General features: G+C 73.1%; 21 protein-coding genes. 4 read left to right on the forward strand and 17 right to left on the reverse strand.

Going from position 1 to position 22566, the window contains the following annotated elements; all coding sequences use genetic code 11:
• Nucleotides 1-42 precede the first annotated feature (42 nt).
• From HHX41_RS18200 to HHX41_RS18215, 4 genes are all read right to left on the reverse strand, one after another.
• Nucleotides 43-2904: an FAD-binding and (Fe-S)-binding domain-containing protein gene (locus HHX41_RS18200; RefSeq protein ID WP_182906924.1), complete on the reverse strand. Its 2862-nt coding sequence runs from the start codon at nt 2902-2904 to the stop codon at nt 43-45.
• Nucleotides 2905-2942: 38 nt separating this feature from the next.
• Nucleotides 2943-3956 carry an alcohol dehydrogenase catalytic domain-containing protein gene (locus tag HHX41_RS18205; protein WP_182906925.1) on the reverse strand — a complete coding sequence of 338 codons (1014 nt, stop codon included), beginning with the start codon at nt 3954-3956 and terminating at the stop codon, nt 2943-2945.
• A gap of 89 nt (nt 3957-4045) precedes the next feature.
• Nucleotides 4046-4930 (reverse strand): SMP-30/gluconolactonase/LRE family protein, encoded by an 885-nt coding sequence (locus HHX41_RS18210; protein ID WP_182906926.1) that lies wholly within the window; start codon nt 4928-4930, stop codon nt 4046-4048.
• A 193-nt stretch (nt 4931-5123) separates the two neighbouring features.
• Nucleotides 5124-5822, reverse strand: a complete 699-nt coding sequence (locus HHX41_RS18215; protein WP_169984477.1) for a TioE family transcriptional regulator — start codon at nt 5820-5822, stop codon at nt 5124-5126.
• 91 nt (nt 5823-5913) lie between these two features.
• Between HHX41_RS18215 and HHX41_RS18220 the strand changes: the two genes are divergently transcribed.
• On the forward strand, nt 5914-7080 hold the full coding sequence (locus tag HHX41_RS18220; protein ID WP_182906927.1) for an erythromycin esterase family protein: 1167 nt from the start codon (nt 5914-5916) through the stop codon (nt 7078-7080).
• Between the two features lie 72 nt (nt 7081-7152).
• Here the strand turns inward: HHX41_RS18220 and HHX41_RS18225 are convergent, their stop codons facing one another.
• Nucleotides 7153-7719: a TetR/AcrR family transcriptional regulator gene (locus tag HHX41_RS18225; RefSeq protein WP_182906928.1), complete on the reverse strand. Its 567-nt coding sequence runs from the start codon at nt 7717-7719 to the stop codon at nt 7153-7155.
• Between the two features lie 121 nt (nt 7720-7840).
• Here HHX41_RS18225 and HHX41_RS18230 point away from each other — a divergent pair, with 121 nt between their 5' ends.
• Nucleotides 7841-8761 (forward strand): SDR family oxidoreductase, encoded by a 921-nt coding sequence (locus HHX41_RS18230; protein WP_182906929.1) that lies wholly within the window; start codon nt 7841-7843, stop codon nt 8759-8761.
• Nucleotides 8762-8794: 33 nt separating this feature from the next.
• On the opposite strand, the gene HHX41_RS18235 is transcribed toward HHX41_RS18230, so the two are convergent.
• From HHX41_RS18235 to HHX41_RS18245, 3 genes are all read right to left on the reverse strand, one after another.
• On the reverse strand, nt 8795-9442 hold the full coding sequence (locus HHX41_RS18235; RefSeq protein ID WP_169984473.1) for a 4'-phosphopantetheinyl transferase: 648 nt from the start codon (nt 9440-9442) through the stop codon (nt 8795-8797).
• Nucleotides 9443-9536: 94 nt separating this feature from the next.
• The gene (locus tag HHX41_RS18240; protein ID WP_169984472.1) at nt 9537-10511 is read right to left on the reverse strand and encodes a TerC family protein; all 975 of its coding nucleotides are present in this window, start codon (nt 10509-10511) and stop codon (nt 9537-9539) included.
• A gap of 168 nt (nt 10512-10679) precedes the next feature.
• Nucleotides 10680-10988 carry a winged helix-turn-helix domain-containing protein gene (locus tag HHX41_RS18245; RefSeq protein ID WP_182906930.1) on the reverse strand — a complete coding sequence of 103 codons (309 nt, stop codon included), beginning with the start codon at nt 10986-10988 and terminating at the stop codon, nt 10680-10682.
• Nucleotides 10989-11113: 125 nt separating this feature from the next.
• Between HHX41_RS18245 and HHX41_RS18250 the strand changes: the two genes are divergently transcribed.
• A complete protein-coding gene (locus HHX41_RS18250) occupies nt 11114-12301 on the forward strand; it encodes an aminotransferase class V-fold PLP-dependent enzyme (RefSeq protein WP_182906931.1) in 1188 nt (395 codons plus the stop codon).
• On the opposite strand, the gene HHX41_RS18255 is transcribed toward HHX41_RS18250, so the two are convergent.
• Entirely contained in the window at nt 12302-13264 is a 963-nt protein-coding gene (locus HHX41_RS18255) for a glutathione S-transferase family protein (protein ID WP_182906932.1), read from the reverse strand. It abuts the gene before it with no gap.
• Between the two features lie 164 nt (nt 13265-13428).
• Nucleotides 13429-13902 (reverse strand): SPW repeat protein, encoded by a 474-nt coding sequence (locus tag HHX41_RS18260; protein WP_169984468.1) that lies wholly within the window; start codon nt 13900-13902, stop codon nt 13429-13431.
• Between the two features lie 188 nt (nt 13903-14090).
• On the opposite strand from HHX41_RS18260, the gene HHX41_RS18265 reads away from it, so the two are divergent.
• Nucleotides 14091-14285 (forward strand): CsbD family protein, encoded by a 195-nt coding sequence (locus tag HHX41_RS18265; protein ID WP_169984467.1) that lies wholly within the window; start codon nt 14091-14093, stop codon nt 14283-14285.
• Nucleotides 14286-14615: 330 nt separating this feature from the next.
• Here the strand turns inward: HHX41_RS18265 and HHX41_RS40705 are convergent, their stop codons facing one another.
• The 7 genes from HHX41_RS40705 to HHX41_RS18295 form a co-directional block, all read right to left on the reverse strand.
• Entirely contained in the window at nt 14616-14741 is a 126-nt protein-coding gene (locus HHX41_RS40705; RefSeq protein WP_259401075.1) for a hypothetical protein, read from the reverse strand.
• Between the two features lie 217 nt (nt 14742-14958).
• Nucleotides 14959-16350, reverse strand: coding sequence for a S9 family peptidase (locus HHX41_RS18270; RefSeq protein ID WP_220504187.1), 1392 nt, complete (start codon nt 16348-16350; stop codon nt 14959-14961).
• Entirely contained in the window at nt 16347-17267 is a 921-nt protein-coding gene (locus tag HHX41_RS18275) for a S9 family peptidase (protein ID WP_182906933.1), read from the reverse strand. Before HHX41_RS18275 ends, HHX41_RS18270 begins: the two co-directional genes overlap by 4 nt.
• 433 nt (nt 17268-17700) lie before the next feature.
• A complete protein-coding gene (locus HHX41_RS18280; RefSeq protein ID WP_182906934.1) occupies nt 17701-18906 on the reverse strand; it encodes a cytochrome P450 in 1206 nt (401 codons plus the stop codon).
• Nucleotides 18907-18937: 31 nt separating this feature from the next.
• Nucleotides 18938-20647, reverse strand: coding sequence for a phosphonate ABC transporter, permease protein PhnE (gene phnE, locus HHX41_RS18285; protein ID WP_182906935.1), 1710 nt, complete (start codon nt 20645-20647; stop codon nt 18938-18940).
• Entirely contained in the window at nt 20640-21464 is an 825-nt protein-coding gene (locus HHX41_RS18290) for a phosphonate ABC transporter ATP-binding protein (protein ID WP_182906936.1), read from the reverse strand. The genes phnE and HHX41_RS18290 overlap by 8 nt, the downstream gene beginning before the upstream one ends.
• Entirely contained in the window at nt 21457-22449 is a 993-nt protein-coding gene (locus HHX41_RS18295) for a phosphate/phosphite/phosphonate ABC transporter substrate-binding protein (RefSeq protein ID WP_182906937.1), read from the reverse strand. Before HHX41_RS18295 ends, HHX41_RS18290 begins: the two co-directional genes overlap by 8 nt.
• Between the last annotated feature and the right edge of the window lie 117 nt (nt 22450-22566).

The raw sequence follows: 22566 nt of genomic DNA on the forward strand, positions 1-22566 counted from the left end.
TGAGGTGGCTCATGCTGGAATGTCCCCGCATGGAGGGTCAAGCTACCGCTGGGAAGAGCCGGGTGTCCACGCGTCCCCACCCGTGACCTGGTCGAGCAGCTCCAGCAGGTGGTGGTAGGTCTCGCCGGTGGCGCGGGTCATGCCGATCTCGCACGTGCGGTTGACCGACGCGTGCGCGGCGAAGCCGCCCTCGGCCACGGAGGCGGCCTCGGCACGGGTGGCGGAGGCGGTCAGCTCCGGGTGCAGCATGCCCCGGTCGCCGGCGAAGGCACAGCACTGCCAGCCCTCGGGGACGACGACCTCCTTCGCCACCGCCCCGGCGACCTCGGCGATGGCGGCGTCGAGGCCGAGCCGGGCGGACGAGCAGGTCGGATGCAGGGCCAGCGAGGCCACCCTGCGGCCCTCCGCTGGCTGCGGCAGCCGCGGCAGGACGTGCTCGGCCACGAAGGTCACCGCGTCGAGCACCCGTACGGCGGGGGAGGCGGCGGCCACGAGCCGCTCGAACCCCTCCGTGCAGGAGGCGGCGTCGCTGACCACCGGAAGCCGGCCGCCGCCGGTCGCGCTCAGCAGCGTCTCCCGCACCCGGCGGCCCATCACCTCGTAGCCCTCGCCGAAACCCTTGGAGGACCACGGCGTGCCGCAGCACAGGTTCTCCACGCCCTCGGGCACGTGCAGCCGCACGCCTGCCCGCTCGGCGAGCCGCCGCACGGCGGCCATGACGCCGGGACCGCCGTCGGCGGGGGCGAACAGGGTGTTCAGGCACGACGGCACGTAGACCGCGTCGGCGTCCCGCGTCGGCGCGGCGCGCCGGGGCGTGCCGCCGCGCGGCAGGTCGCGGCTCCACTGGGGGACGGTGTCGGGGTCGCCCACCGCGCGGGCCGCCCGGCTCGCCCCCTCCACGAGCCCGGCCGGGGCCGCGGCGGCCGCGTCCATGGCGAGGTCCATGGCCCGGGTCACCGCGCCCCAGTGCCTGGCGGCGGTCTTCCAGCCCGCCCGCGCCGCACGCCCGTGACGTTCGCCGCGCAGGCGCTTGGTGAGGTCGCCGGTGTTGATCAGCACGGGACAGGCCGTGGCGCACATGCCGTCCACGGCGCAGGTGTCGACAGCGTCGTAGTCGTACTCCTCCTCCAGCCGCCGCGCGAGCGCGTGGTCGCCCGCAGCCCGGGCCGCGGCGATCTCGCGGCGCAGCACGATGCGCTGGCGCGGGGTCGTGGTGAGGTCCCGGCTCGGGCACACCGGCTCGCAGTAGCCGCACTCCACGCACCGGTCGACCTCGGGCTCGACGCTGACGACGGTCTTGAGGTCGCGCAGGTGCGCCCGCGGGTCGTCGGTGAGCACGACGCCGGGGTTGAGGGTGCCCGCGGGGTCGCACAGCCGCTTGACCTCGCGCATGACGTCGTACAGCTCGTCGCCGTACTGGCGGCGCACGAAGGGCGCCATGACCCGTCCGGTGCCGTGCTCGGCCTTGAGGGTGCCGCCGCGGCCGAGCACGGCGGCCACCATCTCCTCGGTGAACTCCTCGTAGCGGTCGAGGTCGGTGTCGAACCGCTCGTTGAGCATGAAGTGCAGGTTGCCGTCCTTGGCATGCCCGAAGATCACGCTGCGCTCGTAGCCGTGCGCGGCGAACAGCTCCGCGAGGTCGTCGCAGAGATCGGCCAGGGCGGGCACCGGGACCGCCACGTCCTCCAGCAACGCCGTCGTGCCGCTGGGCCGGGCGCCGGCGACCGCGGCGTACAGGTTCTTGCGGATGCGCCACAGGGCCGCCCGCCCGGCGGTGTCCCCGCTGAGGCGTGCGGGCGCGGCGAGGTCCAGCCGGGCGAAGACCCGCGCGGCCTCCCGCTCGCGCACGGCGAGCGGCTCGGGCTCGGACTCCTGCCACTCCACCAGCAGCGCCGCGTGATCGCGCACCTCCAGCGTGCGCAGGACGTCGTCGGCGTACGGGTCGGTCGCGGCCACCCGCAGCGACTCCGCGTCGAGCAGTTCGACGGCGGCCGGCCCCGCGGCGACGATCTCCGGCACCGCCGCCATCGCCTCCCGCAGGGCCGGGAAGACGACCAGGCCGGTCGCGGCGAGGCGGTGCGCCGGCACGGTCCGCAGGACGGCCTCCGCGACGAACGCGAGCGTGCCCTCGCTGCCCACCACGAGATGGGCGAGGATCTGGGCCGGCGAGTCGTGGTCGAGGAAGCTGTTGAGGCCGTAGCCCATCGTGTTCTTGAGGGAGAACTGCGCCTCGATCCGGCGTACCGAGTCCGGGTTGCCGCGGACCCGGTCGCGCAGCCGCACCAGGCCTTCGGCCAGGGCGGGTTCGAGGGCACGCAGGCGCGCGTCCGCGTCGGGCGCGCCGGTGTCGACGACGGTCCCGCTGGGCAGCACGAGGACCAGCGACTCCAGCGTCCGGTAGGTGTTGGCGTGGGTGCCGCAGGTCATCCCGCTGGAGTTGTTGGCGACGACCCCGCCGATCGTGCACGCCGACTCACTGGCCGGGTCGGGGCCGAGCTTGCGGCCGTACGCGGCGAGCCGGGCGTTGACCTGCCGCAGCACGGCGCCGGGCTGCACCCGGACGCGGGCGCCGCCGTCGAGCACCTCGACGCCCCTGAAGTGCCTGCGGGTGTCGACGAGCAGGTGCTCGCTCACGCCCTGCCCGCTCAGGCTGGTGCCGCCGGACCGGAAGGTCAGCGGCAGGCCGGTCCGCATCAGCGCCGCCACCTGCGCGGCGCTCTCCGGCACGAGAACGGCCTGCGGGGTCAGCAGGTAGTGCGAGGCGTCGTGCGCCATGCCGAGCCGGTCACTGGCCCGGGCCCGGACGATCCCCGGGACGGCGGCCTCCACCGCCGCGAGAACGGCGGGGTCGGACGGCCGCGGCCGTCGCGGCCGGGCCTGGGCCTCGGCATCGGTAAGGCTCATGATCTCAACGCTTCCGTCCAGGAGGCGCCGGTGCGCCTCTATCGCCGGGGGTCGATGTGGATCTTCGGGCCCGGACCCGCGCCGGCCGGGCGGCGCCCCGCCAGTACGCCGGCGACGTCGTCCAGGCCCACGGTGGCGGCCACGAGCGGGCGGGCGTCGACCGATCCGTCCGCGTACGCCTCGATCGTCCCGGCCAGACCGGCCGAGCCGGCGAGCACGCCCACGGCGGTGACGTCCCGGAACACGAGGTCGCGGGTGTCGATGCGGCTGGGGGACCCCGCGAGACCGATACAGACTACCCGGCCCCCCGGCCTGACCAGGTCGAGCGCGAGCGCCGGGAGGTCCGCCGCGTTGGACGCGTCGACCACGGAGTGCCACGGCAGGGCCGGGAGCGACGCGCGGGTCCAGGCGCCCGCGAAGCCGAGATCGCGAGCCAGCCGCAGCGTGGCCTCGTCGCGGCCCAGCAGGTGCACCTCGGTGCCCCGCGCTCGCGCGAGCAGCGCGACGAGCAGGCCGATCGTGCCCGTGCCCAGCACCAGCAGCCGGTCGCCGGGTTCGGCGGCGGCGCCGCGCACCGCGCGCAGGGCGTTGCCGCCGGGCTCGACGAGCGCGCCCGTCGTCGCGTCGATCGTCTCCGGCAGCGCGTGCAGGGCCCAGGCCGGTACGGCCAGCCGCTCGGCCAGCGCCCCGGGGAAGCCCTTGCGGATGCCGATCTCGGCCCGGTCGGGGCAGACGTGGTGGAGGCCGTCGCGGCAGAGGCCGCAGTGACGGCAGCCGAGCTGGGTGTCGCCGGTGACGCGGCGGCCCAGCCAGCCGGGGTCGACGCCCTCGCCGAGCGCCGTGACGACGCCGCACCACTCGTGTCCGGGACGCAGCGGATACCGGGCGTGGCCGGTGTGCAGGTAGCTCATCGCGCCGGTGAACAGCTCCACGTCGGTGCCGCAGACGCCGACCCGCTCGACGTCCACGACCACCTGCCCCGGCGCGGCGACCGGCGGCTCGACGTCCCTGACCTCGGCCCTGCCGGGGCCGGTGATGACCAGTGCGCGCACGTGCCGCCCCTACCGCGGGCGCGGGACGACGGGAGCGGCGGGCAGGCGGGCGAGGAGCACGGCGCGGTCTCTCCGGCGGGTGTCGAGGCTCATGATCGGGGCGGCACCCAATAGGGCGTGGCCAGGCCGCGTACGCCCACCCGGGCGGTGAACAGGTGCCCGGACCCCGGGTGTTCGGCCACATCGACGCCACTGGCGGACGTGGTGATGACGAGGACGTCGAGGTCCGGCCCCGCGAAGGCGGGGCAGGTGACGTTGGGCGCGCCGACCTCGACGACGGCGAGCAGGCGCCCGCCGGGATCGCGGCACTCGACCCGGCCGCCGCCGAAGACGGCGATCCACAGGTTGCCCTCGGCGTCGGCGCACATCCCGTCGGGCATGCCGCCGGCGAGTTCGAACAGCTCCCGCCGCGGCCCGGTCCGGCCGGTGACCGGGTCGTAGTCGCGCTCCCACACCACGTGCGGGACGCTGTCGATGCTGTACAGGCGGTCGCCCGAGGGGCTCCAGGCCAGGCCGTTCGACAGGGTCAGGTCCTCGTCGAGACGGACGCAGGTCGTGCCGTCGAGGCGGGCCAGCACGTCCTGGCCCTCCCGGTCGTCCAGCGCCATGCTGCCGATCAGGAAGCGCCCGGCCGGGTCCACGGCTCCGTCGTTGAGCCTGCTCCGTACGCCGGGCGGCAGCACGCGGGCGAGCTCGGTGCGGTGGCCGGCGGTGTCGACCCGGGTGAGGACCTCGCGCTCGGCGACGACGAACTCACCGTCGGCCGAGACCGCGACCGCGCCCACGGTGCCGCCGAAGGTGTGCGCGGTGGTGGCGGTGACGGCGCCGGTCGCGACGTCGAGCCGTCCCTCGTGCACCGCCCCCGCGTCGATGTCCACCCACAGCAGGCGTTCCCTGTCGGGGTCCCACACGGGTCCCTCGGCGAGGGCGTACACCTCGCCGGACGCCCGGGCGGCGGTGAACTGCCGGGTCATGCGACCTCCCGTCCGGCGGCGATCGCGCGGATGGACGGCGGGCCGCCGGGAACCACCCGCGGCGGAGCGAGCGGAAGCGCGGTCATATCCCGGATACTAGAGCCGATTTCGGGCGGAGGAAAAGGTCCTCACCGGGATCTTCCGTGCACAGTGCAGGGTTACTCGGCCTCACAAGCGCGCCACGGCATCGGTTTCAGGGGTCGCGGGCGCGGAGGTACGCGTCCAGGTCGGCGGCGCCCGCGAGCATGGCGCGGCCCCGGGCGGACAGGCGGGCCTGCCAGTCGCGCAGGGTCGACTCCAGCGGGGCGACGCCTCCGGCGGAGCGGACCTGGGCGATCAGCGGGGCGATCTGCTCCAGCAGGTAGCCGCCCCTCCTGAGCTGGTGGGCCAGCCGGACGTCACGTACGTCGGCCGCGCTGTAGACGCGATAGCCCGTCCGCGGATCGCGGCGCGGCCGGACCAGCCCGGCGTTCTCCCATTTGCGCAGGGTGGCGGGGCGGAGGCCGAGCCGTCTGGCCAGGGGGCCGATGAACGTGTCGCCGCGTTCCTGCGGCACGTGGTCGTCGGCCTTGGGCGCCAGATCGCGGAGCGCGGACTCGACGGCCTGGAGGGTGCGGCGGTCGTCGAGGAGCTGGCCATGACTCTGGTCGATGAGCCGCAGCGCGTCCTCGGTGGCGCCCCGGTTGACCGCCTGCATGATCGCCGTGGCCGTCTGGTGACCGTGCCCGGGCACGAGGCCGATGAACGCGCGCAGGGCTCGCGCGTGCAGCGGCGTGTAGGTGCGGTAGCCGTGGACGGTGCGTTCGGCGGCGGGCAGGATGCCGGCGTCCTCGTAGTTCCTGATCGCCTGGGTGGACAGGCCGTGCTCGCGCGCCAGGTCCACCGGCCTCATGGCTGCATCATCGATTGAAGGTCCATCGCGATCAGATAGGGGCGTTGCGGCCAAAAGTTTACACCGAGTGTTCAACGATACCGTCAAAGGTATGGAAATCAAGGACACGGCCCGGCCGCTCGACGGCGCGGGAGTCTCGGCGTTCCTGCGGTCGCTTCCCGTCAGGCCCCTGCTGCTCGGCCTGGGCGAGGCCAGGCACTTCGTGGGGGAGCTGGGCGAGGTGCGCAACGAGATCTTCCGGCATCTGGTCGAGCATGAGGGCTACCGGTCGTTCGCCATCGAAAGCGACTGCCTCATGGGCCTGGTGGTGGACGCCTACATCACGACGGGCGTGGGCACGCTCGACGACGTCATGGAACGCGGCTTCAGCCACGGCTTCGGCGCGTCGCCGGCCAACCGCGAGCTCGTGCGCTGGATGCGGGCGTACAACGAGGAGCATGACGAGAAGCTCCGGTTCTTCGGGTTCGACGGCCCTCTGGAGTACTGGGCGGCGAGCCCGCGCCAGGCGCTCACCGCCCTCCACACCCTCCTCGACGGCCCACTTACCGGCGCCGTGGTGACCGGGGAGACTCTCGACACTCTGCTGGGCCCCGACGACCGGTGGTCGAACGAGGCCACGGCCATGGATCCGTCCCAGTCCATCGGCCGGTCCGCCGACGCCCGGCGGCTGCGGCTGATCGCCGACGACCTGGCGGCCCTGCTCGAGACGCAGGCGCCGCAGCTGAGCGCTGAGGACAGGGAGCGGGCGGAACTGTACGCGCGCAGCGCCACCGGCCTGCTCCGCTACCACTACTGGATGGCCGACGCGTCCCCGGCCCGGTGGACCCGGCTGTCGGCCCTGCGGGACGCGATGATGGCCGCCAACCTGCGCGCCGTCGCCGAGCACGGCCCGGCCCTGGTCTTCTCCAGCAACCTCCACCTGCAGCGGAACAAGAGCCTGATGCCGTTCGGCGACCGGCAACTGGAGTGGTGGAGCGCGGGGGCGATCACCGCGACGCACCTGGGCGACCGGTACGCCTTCCTTGCCTCGGCCTTCGGCACGGCCGGCGACGACACCCCGCCCCCGGACACCGTCGAGGGCATCCTGTCCACGCTCCCGTGGGACCGCTGTCTCGTCGACGCCCGCCGCCTGGCCGAGGCCGTCACGAAGCCCGCCCCGCGCGTCTCGCGCGACTTCGCCTATTTCCCGCTGGACCCGGCCCAGCTCGGCATGATCGACGGCGTCGTCTTCCTCAAGCGGGTGGTCACGCCGGCGTGACAGGGCCGCCTGCGTGTCAGGCGTGCCCGGCACGCACGCGTGTCAATCCCGGACCTCTGTGCCGCGGGGACGTCACCTGCCCGCCGTCACGGCCTTCAGCTCGTCGAACGACTCCCGGACGATCTGCGCCAGGTCCGGCTCGCCGGGGCCGCTGATCCAGCGTTCGAACGCGATCTTGAAGGCGGCGACGCCCGCCTCGGCGGCCAGGCTCGCGGCCGGATCCGCGACGCCGCGCCGCCGAAGCGTGTCGGCGAGGGCCGCGGACCACCATGCGAGCTTGATCAGCTCGCGCTCCCGCAGTTCGGCGTTGGCGGCGATGACGGCCTGCCGCCGCAGGGAGCGCTCGCGGCCTTCCTGGAACAGGACGCCGACGTTCTCGAAGGCCGCGGCCACCGCGTCGATCGGCGCCACGGAGTCCGGGGCGCCGGCGACCGCGTTCACGAGGTGCTCCCGCAGCGCGTCCGAGCCCGAGAACAGAACCTCCCGCTTGTCCGCGAAGTGCCGGAAGAAGGTGCGCTCGGTCAGTCCCGCCCGCTTGGCGATCTCCGCCACCGTGGTCTGCTCGTAGCCGCGCTCGACGTAGAGCTCCAGCGCCGCCTCCGCGAGACGGCCGCGCGCGTTCGGCTCCCATCGACCCATGCTCGGATCCTACCTGGATGACAGTCACTGACATCGGTGCTAATTTGATGACAGTCACTGACATAGCCCCTCGCCGGGGAGCGCTCCGGCGTGGAGGGCGACCAACCACTTGGAGTACGTCATGCGCGTATTCGTCACCGGGGCGTCCGGCTGGATCGGCTCCGCCGTCGTTCCCGAGCTCATCGGCGCGGGGCACGAGGTCGTCGGCCTGGCACGGTCCGACGCCTCGGCCGCCGCCCTCACCAGGGCCGGGGCGCAGGCATGCCGCGGCACCATCGACGACCTCGACACCCTGAGGAGCGCGGCCGCCGCGTCGGACGGTGTGATCCACCTCGCGTTCAAGCACGACATCGCCTTCACCGGCGACTTCCGGGGCGCCGCCGAGGCGGATCGCCGCGCGGTCGAGACGTTCGGCGAGGTGCTGGCGGGCTCCGATCGCCCGTTCGTCCTCGCCTCCGGGCTCCTCGGGCTCACGCCGGGGCGGGTGGCGACCGAACGGGACGGGCGTGATTCCGGCGCGGCGCACGGCGACGGCCCGGCAGCCCGGCAGGCCACCGCGCTGCGGACGCTCGACCTGGCGGCCCACGGCGTACGCTCCTCGGTGCTGCGCCTGCCCCCGACGGTGTACGGCGAGGGAGACCACGGCTTCATGGCGGCCCTGGTCGGCATCGCCCGCGACAGGGGCGTCTCCGGTTACGTCGGTGACGGCTCCAACCGCTGGCCCGGGGTGCACCGGCTCGATGCCGCGCACCTGTTCCGCCTCGCGCTGGAGAAGGCCCCGGCGGGATCGGTGCTGCACGCGGTCACCGACGAGGGCGTGCCGATCCGCGCCGTCGCCGAGGTGATCGGCCGCCACCTCGGCCTGCCGGCGGTCTCGATCCCCCGCGAGGAGGCGGGCGAGCACTTCTCCTGGCTGGGCGGCATGATCGGGGCCGACGCCCCGGCGTCGAGCGCGCTTACCAGCGAGCTGCTGGGGTGGCGGCCGGTTCAGCCGGGGCTGCTCGACGATCTCGGCAAGGGACACTACTTCCGCGCTGGCTGATCGGCGACCGGCGGGCACGCGGGTGCGGGATCGTCAGGGCCGGGGGAGCGCGATCGAGGTCGCGATGTGCCCGTCGCTCACCACCCATCGGCCGGACAGGGCGCGGGTCCCCATGGCCGGGTCGTCGACCAGGAGTCGCGCGCTGAACGAGCCGGAGGCGTCGATGTCCACGACCGCCTCGGAGAAGTCGAGCCATCGACCGGTGAGCGGGAACCAGACCTTGTAGACCGACTCCTTGGCGCTGAACAGGATCCTGTCCCAGCAGATCTTGCCGTCCGCGGCGTCCAGCGCCCGGAGGGCGTCGATCTCCCCGGGAGAGGCGATCGTGGGAAGGACGTCCGCGGGAAGGGGCGCGTGCGTCTCCGCGTCGATGCCGACGGCGCGCGCCACGCCGGTGGAGGCGGCGGCCGCCGCGCGATACCCCGAGCAGTGGGTGATGCTGCCGACCGTCCCCGCCGGCCAGACCGGGGCGCCCCGCTCGCCGCGCGGGATCGGCCCCGGCGTCACGCCGATCTGGGCCAGCGCGAGCCGGGCGCAGTGGCGTCCGGTGACGAACTCACGGCGGCGCCGGTCGACGGCCCGCGCGATGAGCGGTCGTTCCTCCGGGAACAGCGTCTCCTCCGGCGCGTCGCCGAACCTCTCGGCAGACGCCACCCATGAGGGCAGGATCTCGCCGATCATGCGGCCGTCCCGGGCACCGCGAACATCCGCTCCACTGTGTGGAGGGTACAGATCCACACGCCGCGGCGGAAGATCGATTGGTGGGCGGGCGGCGCTACCGCTGCTGCTCTCCGGCGGTCAGATGTGTCCCGTCGCGCGCCTCGCGGCGGTTCCTGTACTGGCTCGCGCCCACGGCGATCGCGAGGCAGGCGCAGATGACCACGAGCGACAGCCAGACGGGGATCTTGTACACGTCGGCCAGGAGCATCTTCGCGCCGACGAACACGAGAATGGCCGCCAGGCCGTACCGCAGATACCCGAACCGGTGCATGGCCCCGGCCAGCAGGAAGTACATCGCCCGCAGTCCCAGGATCGCGAACGCGTTGGAGGTGAAGACGAGGAACGGCTCGGAGGTGACGGCGAAGATCGCCGGGATCGAGTCGACGGCGAAGACGATGTCGCTGGTCTCCACCGCGACCAGGACGGCCAGCAGCGGTGTCGCGGCCCAGCGGCCGCGCCCGTCCTGCCGGTCGCCGTCCCGCCGTACGAGGAACCGCTGGCCCTGGTAGGAGTCGGTGACGGGGATGAGCCGGCGCATCAGGCGCAGCACCGGGTTGCGGTCGGGGTGCACCTCGATCGCCGAATGCCTGGCCATCTTCACGCCGGTGTAGAGCAGGAACGCGCCGAAGACGTACAGGATCCAGTGGAAGCGGTCGAGCAGCACGGCGCCCGCGCCGATGAACACCGCGCGGAAGACCAGCGCCCCGAGCACGCCGAGGAACAGCACGCGATGCTGCAGCTCGCGGGGGACCGCGAAGAACGAGAACAGCAGCGCGATCACGAAGACGTTGTCGACGGCCAGGGACTTCTCGATGAGATAACCGGCCAGGTACTCCCCGCCCGCCTCGGGCCCCCACACCAGCCAGACCACGGCCCCGAAGCCGAGCCCGAGCGCGATCCACAGCCCCGACCAGGTGAGCGCCTCACGGGTGCCCACCACGTGGGCCCGGCGATGGGCGAACAGGTCCACGGCGAGCATGGCGAGGATGACCGCCAGAACCGCGGCCCAGATCCACAGGGGCACCGACATCGTCAACCTCCATCACCGCCGCGTACGGCGGGCTCGGCAGGCCGACGGTCTCCCCGTGCCACCAGCAATGGTGACCCTCGCGCCGGGACGCCCTGCGACGGCGGCCGTGATGACGACGCTGAGGAAGCCGGGTACTCCCCCTCGAACTGTGCTCAAGTATTCACGAAATCAGTTTCGTGCGTCAACCGGCGCCCCGAACAGCTCGAGAAACTCGCCGATGTGCCGGTGCCGCTCGATCGGGTGCCGGAACGGGGCGAGCGGGTTGATCGTGTAGTGGTTGCGCCGGCCCACGCGTTCGCGGCGCAGGTAGCCGGCCGCCTCCAGGTCGGAGACGATCGCCTGGGCCGCCCGTTCGGTGATGCCGACGGACTCGGCGACGTCCCGCAGTCGCGCATCGGGATCGCGGGACAGCGCCAGCAGGACGTGCGCGTGGTTGGTGAGGAACGTCCAGCCGCCCGCGGGGGAGGAGGTGCTCATACCTCATTATGCGATGAGCGATTCACGAAACCAGGGTCGGGGACACCCCGCCGGTGCACGGCGACACCGTGATCGTGAACGCGGCGGCAGAATGAGGGCTTCCGCGGATCTTCTGGGAGGCTCACGTGACCATCGACGTCGGACGGGTGCGGGCGGACACGCCGGGGTGTGAGCACGTCGTCCACTTCAACAACGCCGGCTCGTCGCTGCCGCCGCGTCAGGTGACCGACGCCGTGGTGGACCACCTGCGCCTGGAGGAGCGTACCGGCGGCTACGAGGCGGCGGCCGCCGCCCTCGACCGGTCCGAGCGGGCCTATGACGCGCTGGCCGCTCTCGTCGGCGCGGATCGTGACGAGATCGCCCTCGTCGAGAACGCGACCCGCGCCTGGGACATGGCCTTCTACTCCCTGTCCTGGAAGCCGGGCGACCGCATCCTCACGTCGCGCGCCGAGTACGCCAGCAACGCGATCGCCTTCCTGCAGACCGCCCGCAGGCACGGCGTCCAGGTGGACGTGGTGCCCGAGGACGAGACCGGCGCCCTGTCCGTCGACGCGCTGCGGGACATGATCGACGAGCGGGTCAAGCTGATCGCGGTCACCCACGTGCCGACCCAGGGCGGCCTGGTCAACCCCGCGGCGGGTATCGGCGCCGTGGCGCGGGAGGCCGGGGTGACGTACCTGCTGGACGCCTGCCAGTCGATCGGGCAGATGCGCGTCGACGTCCGCGAGATCGGCTGCGACCTGTTGTCGGCGACCGGGCGCAAGTTCCTGCGCGGGCCGCGCGGCACCGGGTTCCTGTACTGCTCGCGGCGCGTGCTCGACCACCTGGAGCCGCCGTTCCTCGACCTGCACGCCGCCACCTGGACCTCCGCGGACTCCTACGAGGTGCGCGGCGACGCCCGGCGGTTCGAGAACTGGGAGGGCTACGTGGCCGGCAAGATCGGCCTCGGTGTGGCGGCCGACTACGCGCTGGACCTCGGGATCGACGCCGTCGAGGAGCGGGTGACCGGCCTCGCGGAGGCGCTGCGCGGGCGGCTGGCCGCCCTCCCCGGAGTGACCGTGCACGACCGCGGCGCACGGCGGTGCGGCATCGTGACGTTCACCGTGGACGGGCACGACAGCCGGGACGTGGCCGCCCGGCTGTCGGCCGCGAAGATCAACGTCTCGGTGTCGGCCGCGTCCTCCGCCCGGTGGGACTTCGAGGCCCGCGGACTGCCCTCGCTGGTGCGGTCCTCGGTGCACTACTACAACACCGAGGACGAACTGGACCGGCTGTGCGAGGCGCTGCCCGGTCCCGTGACCACAGGCGCGTGACTACAGACTCCAGTCGATGACCGGCCCCGCGGGCACGATGCGCAGCGGGTTGATCTTCGGGTGGGTGCCGTAGTAGTGCCGCTTGATGTGGTCGAAGTCCGTCGTACCGCCGAAGGCCGGGTTCGCGTACAGGTCGCGGGCGTAACGCCAGAGGCTGGGATAGTCGGCCAGGCGGCGGAGGTTCGCCTTGAAGTGGGTCACGTACACCGTGTCGAACCGGGCCAGCGTGACCCACAGGCGCACGTCCGCCTCGGTGAGCCGGTCGCCGAACAGGTAGCGGCTGCCGCCGAGGCGCTCCTCCAGCTCGTCGAGGGCCGTGAACAGCGTCGTCACCGCCGCCTCGTACGCCTCCTGGCTCTCGGCGAAGCCGCACTTGTACACGCCGTTGTTGACGTCGGCGTACACGCGCTCGTTGAGCGCGTCGATGTCGGCCCGCAGGTCCTCCGGGTAGAGGTCGACGCCCGGCCCGGCCCACCGCGCGAACGCCTGGCCGAGGTCGAGGCTGATGTCGGGGAAGTTGTTGCTGACGATCCGGCGGGTGTGGCGGTCCCACAGCACGGGCACCGACACGTGGCCGTCGTAGCCGGGCTCGGTCGCCTCGTATGCCTCCCGCAGCAGGGTGAAGCCGTTGAGCTCGTCGGGGCCGTGGCCGGGGCCCTCGCGGAACGCCCAGCCGCGCCCATCGCGCACGGGGTCGACGACGGACATCGACACGACGTCCTCCAGGCCGAGCAGTGCCCGCACGATGACCGAGCGGTGGGCCCACGGGCAGGCCAGCGACACGTACAGGTGGTAACGGCCGGGCTCGGCCGCGTATCCGCTGCTCCCGTCGGCCGTCACGCGGTCGCGGAACCGGTACAGGGGCCGCTCGAAGGACCCGTCCGGCCGGGTGGCCGCCTTCACCGTGTAGTCGCCGTAGGCCGCGAAGTCCACCGGACTCGCGACGGGGGCCGTTGTCGTCACGCCGCCACCGTCCTCTCGTCTCCTGCACGACGAGACTAACGGGAGCCGGTGACGTGACGGCGACCGCGCCGGCTACGGCATCCCGGGGGCGGCGGTGCCGCGCCCGCGTGGCGTGCCGGCGCGGGGCGAGGCGATGCGCCGCCCGCCGTTCGGCCGGGGTCCGGTCAGTGGGCCGGTCCCATGTGCGGCGTCCCGGTGCGGAACCCGCCGGGCTGTACGCGCTGCATCATGGCGAACCGCATCGTCGCCAGGCCGAGAAGCAGGATGAGCGCGCCGACGACCACGTTGCTGATGATCGTCGCAGTGGTCGCCATGCCTCCCCGGATCACCCAGGGGGCGATGATGGTCCAGATACCGAGCAGCGGGGCGACCCAGGAGAGTCCGTAGGTGCGCCCGAACGCCGAGCTGTACGCCATCGCCAGGAGCGCCACGGCGAGGCCCGTTACCAGGTTGTTCACCGCGAGCGGAGTCCGCGTGCCGCTGAATCCGATAATCCACGGCGAGAGCGCTAGATACAGGCCGCTCAGGAGCGTGAGACCGTCGGCGAGCTGCGCCGCGGGATTCGCCGCGGCGGCCTCGTAGCGGGCGCGCATCTGCATGATGTCGGGATGCGTCCCGATGTCGGCACCGTGTGTCATACGTCACACCACCCTTCAGAGGTGTGTGCTTTAGTCCTTATTCCTAGCGTACGCCCGGTTCGTCACGTCTTCCCGTTTTGGAGGGATTGTGTTTGCGGAGGCGGGTGCGACACGCCGGGTCGCGTTTAGCCACTTCACCAGGGGAAAGAGGGTGTTCGTCAGCTTCTGGAACCGAGAGGAGCGTCCGGATGAGCACCGAGGACAAGTTCCGCAACAAGTCGGAAGAGGTCGCCGGCAAGGCCAAGGAGGGGATCGGCAAGGTCACCGACGACGAGAGTCTGGAGGCCGAGGGTCGCGCCGATCAGTCCAAGAGCCACATGAAGCAGGCCGGCGAGAAGGTGAAGGACGCCGCCGGCAAGGTGAAGGACGCCTTCAAGGACTGACCCTGGGGAGACGATCCCGCGGGAGGCGACAGGCCGCACCGGCCCGGGTGAACGGGCGGTTGCCGTCGCCGGGGGACGAGGGAGCCGCCGAGCCGGGCGTGATCGCCCGGCGCTCCCGTCCCCGTGAGGGGGTGGAGGGAGCAGCCGGTCTCAACGGGGGGCCGGCTTTCGCGTTCACGGGCCTGGCTCGGCCGGCCTGTGGCCGTGCGGCGGACGGCCTTCCTTGGGGCGCGGTAGCAGGGCCGGGCGGTTCGGAGAACCGGCGGCCCGAGGAATCGGCGCTCGTGGGAGCCGGCGGCGCCGGCCCGCGATGAACGGGCGTCCCGCCGGTCAGGCCGTGTGCGGCAGCGTGACGCGGAAGGTCGACGTCACAAGAGTCTGGATGAGGCGCACGAGCAGCGCTTCCAGGACCATGATGGCCGCCCGGGAGAGTACGGCGGCGAGGAACTCAGTCACTTGACACCTCGGTAGGACAAATCGGCTTCTAGGGAAGAATGACTCATAAACCTCCCAGAACGGCGTAGTTAAGGTTACCGTTCGGTGAACGATCGGTGACTGTTGCGGGTACACGCCCTGATCATGCGTCCCCTGCCGCGTCCCCGAGCGACGGCCCGGCCGCTGCCCGGTCCGTACGGCCCAGCCGGCCGGACCGGGCGCGGCGGCCCGTACGGGCTCAGCCGGGATAGGGGCGGTTGAACCGGGGCGGGGTGAACGGGACGTACCGAGGAGCGGGGCCGGCGGCCAGCGCCGCCGCGCGGGCGTTCATCGCCGGGGCGGACGTCGCGGGCCAGCGACCGCTCCGCAGCCGGTCGAACATCGTCATGAGCGCCGCTTCCTGCTCCGCCGGGGAGAAGTCGCAGTGGCCGACGGTCTCCGTGTACGTCTGGCGCAGCAGGGAGTTCGCTCCCGCCCGGCGCACGTTCTCCTCGTACGACTGCTGCTGGGCGACGGTGGAGATCTGGTCACCGGTGCCGGACAGGGTCAGGACGGGGATCCGCAGGTCACCCTTCAGGACGATCCCGCGCGAGAAGCGCTTGACGGCGTCCGGATCCGCCGCGACGCGGGGCGCGGCGGCCAGGGTCTTCAGGTCGGCCGCGAGATCCAGGCCCGCCGCCCTGTACAGCTCGCGGACGGCACGCCGGAGTGCGGGATCGGCCAGGCGCAGCTGCTTCTCGTAGTCCACGCCGGTGTTCCAGGACGGGTTCCCGCCGGCCACCGCCATGAGCTGGCGCCGGCTGCTCATGGCCTGCCCGATGTAGGGCAGGGGCCCGCCGGCGAGCGCGAGGTAGGCGCCCTGCTGCAGCGCGGCGGCGTCCCCGCTGTCCGGAGGCGGCGGCACGGACCCGTCGGGGTTGCGTCCCCAGGCCGGCAACTGGCCGATCGCGGCGGCCAGTGCGATCCGGGCCCGTCCCTCCGGGGTCCGCTGCGCCGCGGCCAGGGCGTCGATCCACGCCTTCCTGGCCGACTCGACGTCCGCCGGGATGTCGACGACCGGCAGCCCCGGTGCGACCAGGCGCTCGAGCACGAAGACCGTGTCGAGCTTCTGGTTCCACTGGCCGACGGACCCGCCGAGGCCGCCGCACATCGGGACGGCGGCGTCGAAGGCGCCGGGATGGACCTGGGCGACGCCGGCGGCGACGAAACCGCCCATCGAGGTCCCGGAGGCGATGGCCTTGCGGGCCGGGCCGTAGGCCTGCTCGAAGCGGGCCAGCGCTTCGGCCTGGTTGTCGATGGCGGACCGGATGTCCCAGCCGGTGATCGCCCGGCTCGTCCCGCCGCGGGCCACGCCGTCGGCCAGCAGACGCGCGGTCAGGGGCTCGCTCCGGCCCGGTCCGGCGAAGTCGAGGGCGACCACCACGGTGCCGTTCCAGTGGGCCGGGACGACGAACTCGTACGGCGTGCCGTCCTTGAGGGTGCCGCTGACACAGGTGGGACGGGCGGGGGAGTCCGGCAGGCAGGGTGTGCCGCCGGGAGGTCCGGCGGGGGCAGCGGCGGCGGCGGTTCCGCCTCCGGCGACGGCCGCCAGCGCGGCGGCCAGGCATGCGGTCACTCCACGGCGGATCACAGCGCCAGCCCCTTCGACTCGACCGTCCACCCGTTCTCGCCGCACAGTCCGCAGTCTGGGCCGACGAAGCGCGTCCCGGCGGCCTGGTCCCCGCGCAGGACGTAGTCGAACCAGTCCGCGGCCACCTGCCAGCCCTTGGTGGCTTCCAGACCCGCGATCAGGCCGGTGTGGCCGGCCGCCGTGTCGCTGACCAGGGCGGCGGGGACGTCGAGCAGGGCGTAGTTGTCGACGCTGTTCTGGTAGGCGACGTCGTCCGGACCACCGTTCACCAGCAGAGTCGGGGTGTGCAGGCCGGCGAGACGGTCGCGGCCGTAGCCGCCGAAGACCGGGTCCGCGAAGTATCCGGTGTTGAATCCGGCGACCGCGTCGACGATGGGGTCGGTCCCGGCGGCGAGGGCCTCGACGCCGCCGCAGCTGTGGCCGAGCACGCCGACCCGCGTCGTGTCCGCCCGCCCGTCGAACTGCTTGCGTGCCTGCTTCGACTCGGTGGCCCAGTGGGCGGCCGCGAGGAGCGCCTCGGGGTGCGCGATCGTGTTCTCGGGGGTGTTGGGGACGGGGAACTCGTCCAGCCCGCCGTTGGCCACGACGATGTATCCCTGCGAGGCCAGGCCGGTCAGGAACGTAATGCCTTCCAGGTTGCTCGTCGCGCAGGCGCCGTTGCCGTAGACGATCACGGGCAGGCTGCCCTTCCGCAGCGCCTTGAGATCGGCCGGTCGGTAGACGGTGTGCCCGGGCAATCCCTCGGCGGCCTCGCGGACCGTGGGCAGGATGGCGGTCGCGGGGGCGCCGGTCGCGGGGGGCTTCGGCGGTTGCGGCTTCTGGGCGGACGACGCCGCGGCGGCGCCGGAGCCGGCGAGGACGGCCGCCCCCACGGTCGCCGCCAGCAGGGTCCGCGCGGTCATGGAGCGGGCAAGCACGTTGCGTTTCCTCCACGGTTGATGGACGGGCAGGGGGTGTTGGCTCGGGGCCCGACGAGGTCCGCGAATGGCCGGCGGGGCGCCTGGCAGCTGTTGAGAGACATATAGCAGTCGCCAACGGAGACGATCGTTCAGCGTTCTGTCATCAATGTCAATCCCCCGATCGCCGCTTCGATCACGTGACGGAGCGACCGGGACGTACGCCGGGTGAGGCGCGGTCTCGTCGGCGTCCGCTGCGTGGCTGACCCCGCTCGCGGAGGTGGGACCACCGGCAGGCGGCCGCGGCCACGTGGCGGGCGACGCCCCTGCCGCCTGCCGTGGTGGGGGTGGCGTGCCCGGTCCACGCCCTGACGAACGACATGCACCATGACGCCGGTGCGGGTAAGCGTCATCCGGAACGCGCCGGAGCGCTCCCTGACGCCCAGAGCGAGGGTCAGCAGCGGGGGACGAGGCGCAGCGGCGCCGACCTGGGGCCGAACTCCAGCCAGTTGAACATCTCCACCTCGCCGTCCGGTTCGACGCGGGTGGTGGCGGCGAGCAGCTCGCCCAGCGCGGCCGTCATCTCCAGCCGGGCCATCGCCGCGCCGGGACAGCGGTGCGCGCCCCGGCCGAACGCGAGGTGCCGGTTGGGCCGCCGCTCCAGGTCGAGCCGGTCCGCGTCGTCGAACACCGCCTCGTCGCGGTTCGCCGAGGGGAAGATCATCGCGATCGCCTCTCCGGCGCGCACCGTGCGGCCGCCGAGTTCCACGTCCCGGGTGGCGGTGCGGGCGAACACCCGGTAGGGCGCGTAGAGCCGCAGCAGCTCCTCGATCGCCGCAGGCAGCAGCCCGGGGTCGGCACGCAGCCGGTCCTGGAGCCCTGGGTCGCGGGACAGGTGGACGGCGGCGCTGCCCAGCGCGGCGTGCGGCGCCCCGATGCCGGCCACGATGGTCTGCCGCACGGTGGCCACGACCAGGTCGTGCGGGATCGGCCGAGCCGGGTCGGCGGACGCCCGCAGCAGGCTGGTGACCAGGTCCTCGTCCGGGTCGCGGGGGTCGGTGCGGCGGTCCTCGACGATGGCCCGGGCGATCGCGTAGAGCTCCTCTCCGGCCGCCATGACCCCGGCCCGGTCCATCTCCTGGATGGCGAAGCTGTACTCGACGCCGATCCGGCGGATCTCCAGCACCTGGCCGACCGGCAGGCCGAGGAAGAGCGCGAAGCACTGGGCCGCGTACGGCAGCGCGAACTCCTGGGAGTAGTCGCAGCCGCCGCGGGCCAGCAGCGGCCCCAGCAGCTCGCGTGCCGCCTCCGCGAAGGCCGGTTCGAGACGCCGTACCACGCCGCGGCGCAGCACCCGGTCCATGGGAGCGCGGTAGATCGCGTGCTCGGGTGGGTCGAAGTGCAGCGGCGGCCGCCGCTGGGCGCGCGGCACGTGCGGCACGACGTTCTGCACGGCGGTGCTGAACGTCTCGCTGTCCCGGGCCACCCGTACCACGTCCGGGTAGCGGGTGGCGGCCCAGAAGCCGCCGAAGGCGTCGCTCCACGGCACCGGGCAGCGTCGCCGCAGCTCGGCGTAGACCTCGTGGGAGCTGTCGAAGGTCTCCGGCGCGGTGGGGTCCCAGTCGGAGGCGCGCCCGGGGCCGTCGGCGGTGGTGGTCATGGTGGAATCCCTTCCTTCCCGTCATGGCCGCTCACAGCAGGTGCCTGCGCGCGACCCGGGCGAGCGTCTCGATGGCGTACACGACGACGGCGATCGCGATGACGATCGCGGCGGTGGTGTCGTAGCGCAGCGTGGCGATCGACTCCTGCATCAGGTAGCCGACGCCGCCCGCGCCGGCGATGCCGAGCACGACCGACTCGCGCAACGCCAGGTCGGCCACGAACAGGCCGTTGCCGGTGAACGACGGCACGAACTGCGGCCAGATCCCGGCGGCGAACGCCTGCCATCGGCGGGCGCCGACCGAGGTCAGCGCCTCGTGCGGCAGCGGATCGAGTTGCTCCAGGGAGTCGGCGAAGAACTTGGCCGCCAGCGCGGTGGAGGAGATCCACAGCGCCAGGAAACCGGCGAAAGGGCCGAGCCCCAGCGCGGCCACGAACAGCAGGGCGTACACGAGGTCGGGGACGCCCCGGACCACCACCAGCAGCACTCGGACCACCGCGGACAGCGGCCGCCAGGGAGTGGTGGTGACGGCGGTGAGCAGGGCCAGCACCAGGCCGCACGCGGCGCCCACCGCGGCGGCGCCCAGCGCCATCAGCAGACTTTCCAGCACCGCCATGAGCAGGTGGCCGGAGAACGCGGGCGGCCACATGCCGGTGAGTACGCTCCGCAGGTTCGGCCAGGCGCCGGACAGGCGCGCCGGGTCGGGGTTCAGGGACCACAGCGACACCAGGAAGACCATCCCGGTGGCGACCGCGCCGGCCACCCGCAGCACCCGGCCGCGGTCCCAGCCGACGTCGTGCGGGGCGCGCCCGGCGGGCAGCGCGGCCGTGCCCGTCGGGTCCCCGGCGGACCGGCCGGCCCTGCTCCGGCGGCGGACCGCGCGGCGGCGGATCGTGCCGTGGCGGACCAGGTGGCGGATCGTGCGGCGGCGGACCGCCACCGACAGCAGCTCCAGCAGCAGCACCAGGACGACGATCACGCAGATGATTCCCGCCGCGCGGTGGTAGTTGAGGCTGCCCAGCGCGGTCTGCAGCGCCACGCCGATGCCGCCGGCCCCGACGACGCCGAGCACGGCCGACGCCCGGATGTTGATGTCGAGGCGGTGGAGCACGATGCCGGTCAGCGCCGGGAACACGCGGGGCAGCACGGTGGAGACGGCCACCTGCACCTCGCCGGCCCCGCACGCGCGGGCCGCCTCGGCGGGGACGGGGTCGGCCTCCTCTACGACGTCGGCCAGCAGCTTGGCGATCATTCCGACCGAGTGCACGGCGACGGCGAGCGCGCCGGCCGGCGGGCCCAGGCCGAAGATCCGCACGAACAGGATCGCGAAGGCCAGCGTCGGCACGGCCCGGGTCAGCACGACGGCCACCCGGGCGGCCGGCCGCAGCCAGCGGGGCCCGCGGTGGGTACGCGCGGCGGTGAAGGCCAGCGGCACCGAGGCCAGCGCCGCCAGACCGGTGCCCGCGACCGCGATGAGCAGCGTCTCGGCGACCATCCCCGCGACGTCGCCGGCGCCGGGCAGGTCCGGTGGCCACATCCGGCGCAGCAGCCGCGCGGTGTCGTCCAATCCGGCGGCCAGTGAGGCGGGGGACAGGCCGATCCACCAGAACGTCAGCCAGGTGACGGCCACGGCCGCGACGAGCAGCCCCGTCGCGATGAGGGCGCGGGCGCTCCACGGCGGCCGCAGCGGGCCCGGGTCCGCCGCGGCCGGGGCCCGCGCGACGGGGGTGGTGTCAACCATCGCGCGCCCCCGCCTGAGCATCGCGCGCCCCAGCTTGAGCGTCGCGGGTCCCCGCCGTCTCGTAGACCTCGCGCAGCCGCTCGGCGGTGAGGCCGGCCGCCGGCTCGTCCAGCACCAGTCGGCCGCCGCGCAGCGCCACGACCCGGTCGGCGGTGGCGAGCGCGAGTTGGATCTGGTGCAGGCTGCACACCACGGAGATGCCGTCCTCGACGCTGATCCGTTTGAGGGTCTCGAGCACCAGCGCGCTCGCCGCCGGGTCCAGCGAGGCGACCGGCTCGTCGGCGAGGATCAGCTCGGGACTCTGCAGCAGGGTCCGGGCCACCGCGACCCGCTGCTGCTGCCCGCCGGAGAGCGTGTCGCAGCGCTGGAACCGCCGGTCCGCCAGCCCGACCCGGTCCAGGTGCTCCACGGCGCGGATCCGCAGCGCGCGCGGGTAGCTCATCACGCCGTATCTCGGCAGCCGCAGGGTCGCCAGCGACCCCATCAGCACGTTCTCCAGCGCGGACAGCCGCCCGACGAGCCCGAACTGCTGGAAGACGAACCCGACCCTGGCGCGCAGGGCGCGCAGCCGGCTCCGGGAGCAGGCGGCCGGGTTCTCGCCGAGGGTGTGCACGGTGCCGCTGTCCGGCAGGTGCATGCCGTTGACCAGCCGCAGCAGCGTGGACTTGCCGGCCCCGGAGGGGCCGGTCAACGCGACGAACTGGCCCTGCGGGACGTCCAGTGAGACGCCGTCGAGCACGGTGGTGCCGTGGAAGCCCTTGCCGACATCCGACAGCCGCAGCACGGGGTCGCCGATCGTGGCGGGTTCCTCAGCCACCGGACGTGCAGACCTCGGCCTCGGTGATCTCGCAGATGCGCGTGATCGGCTGGTAGGTGGCGTCGGTGGCCTTGACGAACGTCCAGGCGGTGGAGGTGCCGAGGGTGCAGGCCGCCGCGCCGGCGTACTGGCCCCAGTTCTTCGGGCCCGTGATCTCGCTGCCCTTGCACAGTCCGGCGGAGGCCGCGCCGGTGGCGGTCAGCCCGGTCACCGTCTTGGCGATCTTGTCGCGCATGTCCTGCGGAAGCCACGTGCCGACCACGATCGGCGGCCCGGGGATGAGCGGCGAGGTCCACACCTTGGTGACCTGCCCCGGCTTGAGCTGGCCGCGGGCGGGCAGCAGCTGGTCGATGAACACGTCTCCGACGAAGGCGATGTCGCAGTCGCCGGCCAGCAGCGAGGCGACCGCCGTGTCGTGCCCGTGGGTGAACACCGTCTTGACGTCCTTGGCGACATCGACGCCGGCCTCCCGCAGCGAGGCGAGGGGCTGCAGGTAACCGGTGGTGGAGCCGGGGTCGGTGAAGCACACGTCCTTGCCGGCGACGTCCCCGAGCGAGGTGATGCTCTTGTCGTCGCCGCGGGTCACCCCGTAGGCGTAGGCGCCGGGCTCGCCGCCCGGGGCGGCCAGCGGGACGGCGACGGGCTCGACGTCGGCGCGGCTGCGGGCCAGGTAGTAGCTGAAAGCCCCGTAGACGGCGACGTCCACCCGCTTGGCGACCTGTGCCTCGACGACGGCGGCGTTGCTGGTGACGGCCTGGAACCGCACCGGGACGCCGAGGTCCTTCTGCAACGCGGAGACGATCGGGGCGAACGACGCCTCCAGGTTGTCGCTCTGCTCCGACGGGATGGCGGCGAAGACCAGCTCGTCGGGCCGGCCGCCGTCTGCGGACGCGCCGCGGGTACTGCCGGGGCCGGCACCACAGGCGGACAGGAGTGCGATCGCGGCACCCGCCGCGACGACGCCCAGAGCTGGCTTTCGGAACATCGAGGCTCCTCACATGCAGGGGGTCGGGCCAAAGTAAGCAGGCTCCGGAGCATTGTCAACACTTCTGTGACGACCGTAGAATTTCTGCCGAACATAATTGACGGCGAAAACTGGACG

It is taken from the genome of Microbispora sp. H13382, assembly GCF_014161445.1.
Taxonomy (GTDB): Bacteria; Actinomycetota; Actinomycetes; order Streptosporangiales; family Streptosporangiaceae; genus Microbispora.